At 36.7% G+C, this 6707-nt stretch carries 8 protein-coding genes; 2 read left to right on the top strand and 6 right to left on the bottom strand.

What is annotated here, in order from left to right; all coding sequences use genetic code 11:
- Nucleotides 1-342: 342 nt before the first annotated feature.
- From fur to D1B32_RS22170, 4 genes are all read right to left on the bottom strand, one after another.
- Nucleotides 343-798, bottom strand: coding sequence for a ferric iron uptake transcriptional regulator (gene fur, locus D1B32_RS22185; RefSeq protein ID WP_095308886.1), 456 nt, complete (start codon nt 796-798; stop codon nt 343-345).
- Between the two features lie 104 nt (nt 799-902).
- Nucleotides 903-1541 (bottom strand): stage II sporulation protein M, encoded by a 639-nt coding sequence (gene spoIIM / locus D1B32_RS22180; RefSeq protein ID WP_118890434.1) that lies wholly within the window; start codon nt 1539-1541, stop codon nt 903-905.
- An 87-nt stretch (nt 1542-1628) separates the two neighbouring features.
- Complete coding sequence (locus tag D1B32_RS22175; RefSeq protein ID WP_240033874.1) at nt 1629-2795, bottom strand: endonuclease Q family protein; 1167 nt, start codon at nt 2793-2795, stop codon at nt 1629-1631.
- Nucleotides 2796-2797: 2 nt separating this feature from the next.
- Nucleotides 2798-3343: an NUDIX hydrolase gene (locus tag D1B32_RS22170; protein ID WP_095308884.1), complete on the bottom strand. Its 546-nt coding sequence runs from the start codon at nt 3341-3343 to the stop codon at nt 2798-2800.
- A 138-nt stretch (nt 3344-3481) separates the two neighbouring features.
- Here D1B32_RS22170 and D1B32_RS22165 point away from each other — a divergent pair, with 138 nt between their 5' ends.
- On the top strand, nt 3482-4402 hold the full coding sequence (locus D1B32_RS22165) for an aldo/keto reductase (RefSeq protein ID WP_118890433.1): 921 nt from the start codon (nt 3482-3484) through the stop codon (nt 4400-4402).
- 77 nt (nt 4403-4479) lie between these two features.
- Here the strand turns inward: D1B32_RS22165 and D1B32_RS22160 are convergent, their stop codons facing one another.
- Both D1B32_RS22160 and D1B32_RS22155 read right to left on the bottom strand, forming a co-directional pair.
- Nucleotides 4480-4803 (bottom strand): iron-sulfur cluster biosynthesis family protein, encoded by a 324-nt coding sequence (locus D1B32_RS22160; RefSeq protein WP_118890432.1) that lies wholly within the window; start codon nt 4801-4803, stop codon nt 4480-4482.
- Between the two features lie 38 nt (nt 4804-4841).
- Complete coding sequence (locus tag D1B32_RS22155) at nt 4842-5639, bottom strand: SDR family NAD(P)-dependent oxidoreductase (RefSeq protein ID WP_118890431.1); 798 nt, start codon at nt 5637-5639, stop codon at nt 4842-4844.
- Between the two features lie 192 nt (nt 5640-5831).
- Here D1B32_RS22155 and D1B32_RS22150 point away from each other — a divergent pair, with 192 nt between their 5' ends.
- Nucleotides 5832-6557 (top strand): glycerophosphodiester phosphodiesterase, encoded by a 726-nt coding sequence (locus D1B32_RS22150; protein ID WP_118890430.1) that lies wholly within the window; start codon nt 5832-5834, stop codon nt 6555-6557.
- Nucleotides 6558-6707 lie beyond the last annotated feature (150 nt).

Here is a 6707-nt window from a genome sequence, read left to right as displayed (position 1 = left end):
TTCATAGTAATAGCTCCTCTCGTATTATAGCTCTGATTTGGGTTTCCTTTGTTTAATACACTATACCCAAATTAACCTACGTTTTTACGAGTAGGGGCTAGTTTCGTTCATAATAACTCCTGTGGGAAGAAGAGCATCGGTGAGACTACGCAGTGCGACAGCACAAGGAGGCTCACCAGCTCCCCTTTGGATGCGCGAATTATATTTCCGGAGCGGGGAGACGCACAATCCATTTAAATACACTAATCCACAGTTTATATTTATGTAGGTATAAACTGAACTCATGCTAAGTTCATACTGCAAAAAATAAAAACCTTTCTCCATTTGGAAAAAGGTCTCTACTTATGTTGCTTTAACTGCTGCTTCTTGACATTGCTTGCATATTCCATGAAAGGTTAACCGATGATCTTTTACTTGGAATCCCCAATCATTTAATACAATTTTTTCAACATCTTCTAGTAAATCATTTTCAATTTCTTCAACGGATCCACATTCAATACATACAAGATGGTGATGGGAGTGCTTCGCGCCCTCTTTTCGTAAATCGTAGCGTGACACACCATCTCCAAAATTAATTTTATCAACAATTTTCAATTCAGAGAGTAGCTCCAATGTCCGGTACACTGTTGCCAGACCAATTTCCGGAGATTTTTCCTTTACTAGCAGATATACATCTTCTGCACTAAGATGGTCCTCTTCTCGCTCCAATAAGACACGAACCGTTGCCTCTCTTTGTGGAGTCAGCTTGTAGCTCTGTGCATGCAGCTGCTTTTTTATTTGTTCTATTCGATGTTCCACGGCAGTTCGCCTCCTCATTTCCCATCTTTATTATATGCACCTTTGATTTCTATGTCAAAGTATATTCTCACCTTTTAATAATAATAATTATAATATAACATTGATTATAGGTAAAGCGATTTAATTAATTCTTGCATTGCTTGATGGGATACATAGGCCTCAACTAGAGCTGCGGCAAACGAAACGACCAGCAATATTACGAAGATAATACTATACTTTGCTAGTGGCTGCAGTAATAATTGATGATTTTTGCGAGAAAATAATTTATTTATCAAAGTTAATGAGAATATCATTGAAATGGAACCAGCTGTAATATAAATTGGTATTACCAATATGTTCTGGGGCGCGATTGATAATGAAGCTAATAAAAGTCCTTGTAATCCAAGTTGGTTCACAATAAAGCCGACTGAAAAGCCAATAACCAATCCTTTTACGAAAATTAGCACCCATACAAGTGGTAATCCTATTACTGATAATCCTAATATACACAGTAGTAAAAGATACTTGGCATGGTACGTGAAACTTTGCCAGAGGATATCAATTTTATCGATAGATACACCTTCCGTTATTTGTCCAAAAAAACGTTCCAGATAAAAAAACAGATCCTGTTTCTGTATGAAACCCATACTGTTGACAATTACTGCTCCAAAAATAATTCCTGTTAAAAATAAAATAATCATAAATAGATAGATAGTAGCATGATTTTTAATATGTTCCCATACAAGAAAGCTGTTTTTATACATCGGAATCCTCCTGCTAAGATAGTCTTTAGTTAAAAACTATGAGGATTCCGAGATAAAAATACCAATTATCCTAGATTTCCAAATGAATTAGGAAGGACCTATGCTTCCATACTTCCCTCCACCACCTGCTTTTATAGGCAATTTTCCCTCACGCATTTGTATAATAGAATTCGCTAGCTTCTCTGGTACAACTTCTATTAAATTCTGATATGGTGTATGATGAATAACTTCCATTTCCGTTCCAAATGCATTTAAAAGCTTCTGAAATGTTTTTGGTCCGAGTGTTGGCAAATATTCAAGTGGAACTTGATACAAATAGTCAGGTCGTTCCACCTCCTGTTTATCCGTATTTTTTAATTCTTCAATACGGTCAGAAACACCTTTAATAATCTTTGTAGAACCACATTTTGGACATTTTGTAATATCTGTTGTTACCTGTTCAAAACAGTTGCTGCACACTGTCATATGGTATTTTCCTAACAGTGGATTCATCCCAAAGTTACGTTTAATTTGCCTGCCGTCAACACGATGTAAAGCCCAGTTAAATTCTTTAAAAGTCGGATTCTGCATGACGACTTCCTGGTATTCTCTAGCAATTTTCGGAAGTGAATGCGCATCTGAATTCGTTACAAATGTGTACCGGTGAAGCTCGGATAATTGGTCTGCCATTTGAGTATCTGAGCTTAGTCCTAATTCAATTCCATCAATTAAATCAGGATCTAATACTTCTCCTAAGGAGCAGCGTACGCCTTTTCCGTATAAACTTTTAAACGGCGTAAACACATGGGCAGGAATAAACAATCCACCTAATTCCTTTACTTTATATTGGAGCTGCTTTGCTGATCCGTAATACCTCTGTGAACTTAACGTTATATTTTTCATTCGAGTTGACAACCACTTAGAAATGGCCTCCATACTGGAAAGTGTCGGTAAATACACAAGTACATGAATCGGGCCGAGACAATTTTCATCGTAAATTTCAATTTCCGAACCGAGTATAAGCGTTACTCGTTCAAAGCGAATACCACCTTCTGGTAATTCGCTCGCCTCCCCATTATCAATCAGTGATTTTATCTCCTCCTGGACAGCAGGAGCGTGACAATCAATTACCCCTATCATATCTATTCCTTTATTTCTACTTGACTCCATTAAAATATTCGTTAATGTTAGGCTTTTTGCGCCTGTTATTTTTACTGGCTTTCCGTATTTATCACGGCCAATATGAATATGCATATCAGCAAAGTAAACGTTCAATCCTAAAGCCTCCCTAAGGCATGCAAATAGAGTATCGCATAATTTGTTTTGGCATCATGGATGCGTTCTTCAACGACATATTCTTTCGCTTCGTCTAGTGTTAATTCTAGCACTTCAACGAACTCGTCATCATCCCCTTTTGGTGGATTCTCCATTTTGACTAACTGATCCGTAACATAAATATGAACTAATTCGTCAGCAAACCCTGGTGATGTATAGAAGGAAGTTACAAATGAAAGATCATTTGTCGTATACCCAGTCTCTTCTTCTAGTTCACGTACTGCTGCAGCCAGTGGATTTTCATTTAGATCAAGTTTACCGGCAGGAATCTCAATTAGCGATTTTTCCAATGGCTTACGATATTGTTCAACAAAAATTATTTTATTATCCTTCGTGATTGGAATAACCGCTACAGCACCTGGATGCTTGACGAGTTCTCTTTTTGCTGTTTTACCATTCGGTAACGTTACATCATCCACTTGCAAACTGATTATTTTTCCGTTAAATATTTCTTCGCTTTTAATTGTTTTCTCTTCAAACTTCTTCATTATTTACCACCCTTATTAACATTCTTCCCCTATTGTAGCATACGAAATCTCAGGTAGCCGGTATAAAAAGTTTGTCTTCTATCACAGCTCTCCTTACAATTAAAATAAATACTGCAATGTAGAAACGGAGTGGAGATAATGAAGAAAAACAGATTAGGAAAATCCGATATTATGATTTCAGAGCTAACTTTAGGCTGTATGTCACTTGGCACCGATGTAAATAAAGCGAAGGAAATTATCGATGTTGCGCTTGATTATGGGATTAATCATTTAGATACTGCGGATTTATATGATTTCGGTAAAAATGAAGAACTTATTGGTGAAGCAGTTAAAAATAAAAGAGATCAAATTGTACTGACGACAAAAGTCGGCAATCATTTTGATAAAGAAAAGAAAACTTGGTTTTGGGATCCGTCGAAAAAATATATCGAACAAGCAGTTAAGGATAGTTTAAAACGGCTGCAGACAGATTATATCGACTTTTATATGTTGCATGGTGGAACAATTGATGACCCGATCCATGAAACAATTGACGCTTTCGAAGAATTAAAAAAGGCAGGCCATATTCGTGCCTATGGAATTTCTTCAATACGTCCAAATGTTATCCGTGAATATATTGAGCATTCGTCTATTGATGGTGTAATGACACAATATAGTTTGCTCGATCGCAGGCCAGAAGAAACGACATTAGATCTCCTTCATTCAAACGAGGTTAGCGTACTGGCGCGTGGACCACTAGCCAAAGGAATGCTAAGCAACGATGCCGGGAAGGTTATTGAAAGAAAAGGAAATGAAGGGTTTCTTGATTATTCCTATACAGAGTTACTGGAGGTACAGCAAGGTATTTCACACTTAATGCAGCATAAATTATCTCAGAATACACTTGCATTAAAGTATGTTCAAAAACACCCTGCAATAGCAACAGCTGTCTTCGGGGCTAGCCGGGTGGCACAGATAAAAGAAAATGTCGAACACCAAGACACAGAGCAATTAACAACAGCGGAATATAACAAGTTAAAACAACTGACAAAAGCCAATGTGTATACGAGTCATCGATAAATCTTAAAACCACTTATAAAAAGAGCGAAAAACAATCATCCGTGATTGCTTTTCGCTCTTTCATTATTCAATATAATTCAATTGTGTACTGCTTGTTGAATAGAAATAAACGGATTTAGAATACCTTCCGGACTTGAAAGTCGGAAAACACCATTTCGAATATCTAGTTTCATGTCTTCCGAGAAGAAAACAGCTTGTCTGCTATCAATGAATGTTGGAATTATTGTATTACTCGCAAGCTCTTGATAATAATCCTGTTTTTCGGAAACCAATTGAATTGTAGGAAGTCCATTCACACCACATCCACATCCCTCTGTATCGTACCATAAAACTAGGCTACTATCATTTGTTCTTATATCCATTAGTTTCTGTTCAGCTTCAAGTGTAATTGTTAACTTCATGGTTAAGTTCCCCTTTTCATATTATAATCATCCCGTTTTTACTTTTTATTAAAAGAGCTACGCAAGAGTTTCTCCATAAGGCCAGGAAATAATCGATAAAAAACACTTCCTGCTTCCATCCAGAAAGGCATGTTAATTTCCCGCTTCTTTGTAAATAAATAACGAACAATGGTATTAGCAACTTGATGAGGATCAAGCATATAACGATCCACACTCTGCCTGTAGCTTCCGCTCGGATCAGCCACTTTAAAAAAATTAGTGCGGACAGGACCGAGGTTAACAGCTGTTACATAAATCCCTTTGCTATCCATTTCTTGACGCAATGTATTGGTAAAACCAATTACAGCGTGTTTGGATGCGCCATAGGCAGCTGATTTTGGTGTGGAAATTTTTCCTGCTTGCGAAGCGACATTTATAATATGCCCTTGCTTATATTGATTGAAGTGAGGAATTAACAACTGCGTGATTCGCATTAACGAAAAAACATTTAACTGGAACATCTCATGCAAATCTAGCCATTTCATATCTTCCACAGCATCAAAGACACCAATCCCTGCATTATTAATCAAGCCATGTATTTGTTCATGCTCAGCTAAAATGGTTTGGATAGTGAAGTCTATGTCATCATTATCTTGTAAATCAACTTTATAGATATAACTTTCTGTTTGCAATTCCAATTTTAGGTCCATTTGAATTGCTAATAGTTTATCTTCAGAACGTGCTAGCATAATTGGAATACCACCATTTTCTGCTATCTTCTTGCACAACTGTTCACCAATACCGCTTGATGCTCCTGTAACAATAATCTTTTTAGAGTTAAGTGCCGTATGAATCATATCAAATCGTTCCAATCTTTTAATTGAACTTCAATACCATATAGTTAAATAGAGTCATAACTTTTTATTATTACTAATTCTACCGTCCTTCATTACATACTTCAATTTTAACGATTTTTAGTAAGGCAGTCTTTGCTTGTCTAAATTGACTTTTAGCGTAAAATCTAACACAATTATAAAGAGGTGAAATGTATGACAATGATCATCGCGCATCGCGGCGCTAGCAAACTTGCACCAGAAAATACGATGCCAGCATTCGAGCTAGCGCTTCGTATGAAAGCTGAGGCAATTGAAACGGACGTACAGTTAACAAAAGATAATATCCCGGTTCTAATTCATGATGAGCAAGTAAAACGAACAACAAACAGTTATGGTTACATAAAAGATTATCACCTTGCAGAATTAAAACAATTAGATGCGGGCTCGTGGTTTTCGAAAAAGTTTGCAGGCGCAACAATTCTAACACTGGAAGAATTTCTGCAATGGATGAGTGATACGCCTCTGCACTTACATCTTGAACTGAAAAATAATAAAATAGACTATATGTATTTGGAACCAATCGTGTTTGAACTGCTTAATCAATACAATGTTGTAGATCGGACAACTATTTCAACTTTCAACCCAAAAAGTGTACAACGTTTTAGCCAATTAAGCTCAACGATTGAAATTGGATTGCTGACATCGCGTAAAATCAATAATTTAGCACGTTATGCAAAAGAGTTAGGTGCAAAAGCAATTCATGTTAAATATCGATTATTAAATAAAGCATTAATTCAAAAATGCCAGCAGGAGGACATGCGAGTTCGTGTCTATACTGTTAATCATTTTTCACCAATGATGCGATGCTTCCGGCTAGGCTGTGATGGGATATTTACAGATGTACCAAATAAAGCACTACTATATCGAAATAAATTTTAAAGGGTTGTTCAATAAGTCCGGTAAAAATGACACAAATCGAGATCAGTAGACCTTCGCACAGAACGTGCCAGTGTCGGCGTCGCAAAAGGACGTTTCGATCTTAGACGACCTCGGTTCTTTTTATCCTTCTTTTTGAACACGCACTTAAAA

This window comes from Oceanobacillus profundus (assembly GCF_003515705.1).
GTDB classification, from domain to species: domain Bacteria; phylum Bacillota; class Bacilli; order Bacillales; family Amphibacillaceae; genus Oceanobacillus; species Oceanobacillus profundus.
This window is presented reverse-complemented; position numbering and strand designations above follow the sequence as displayed.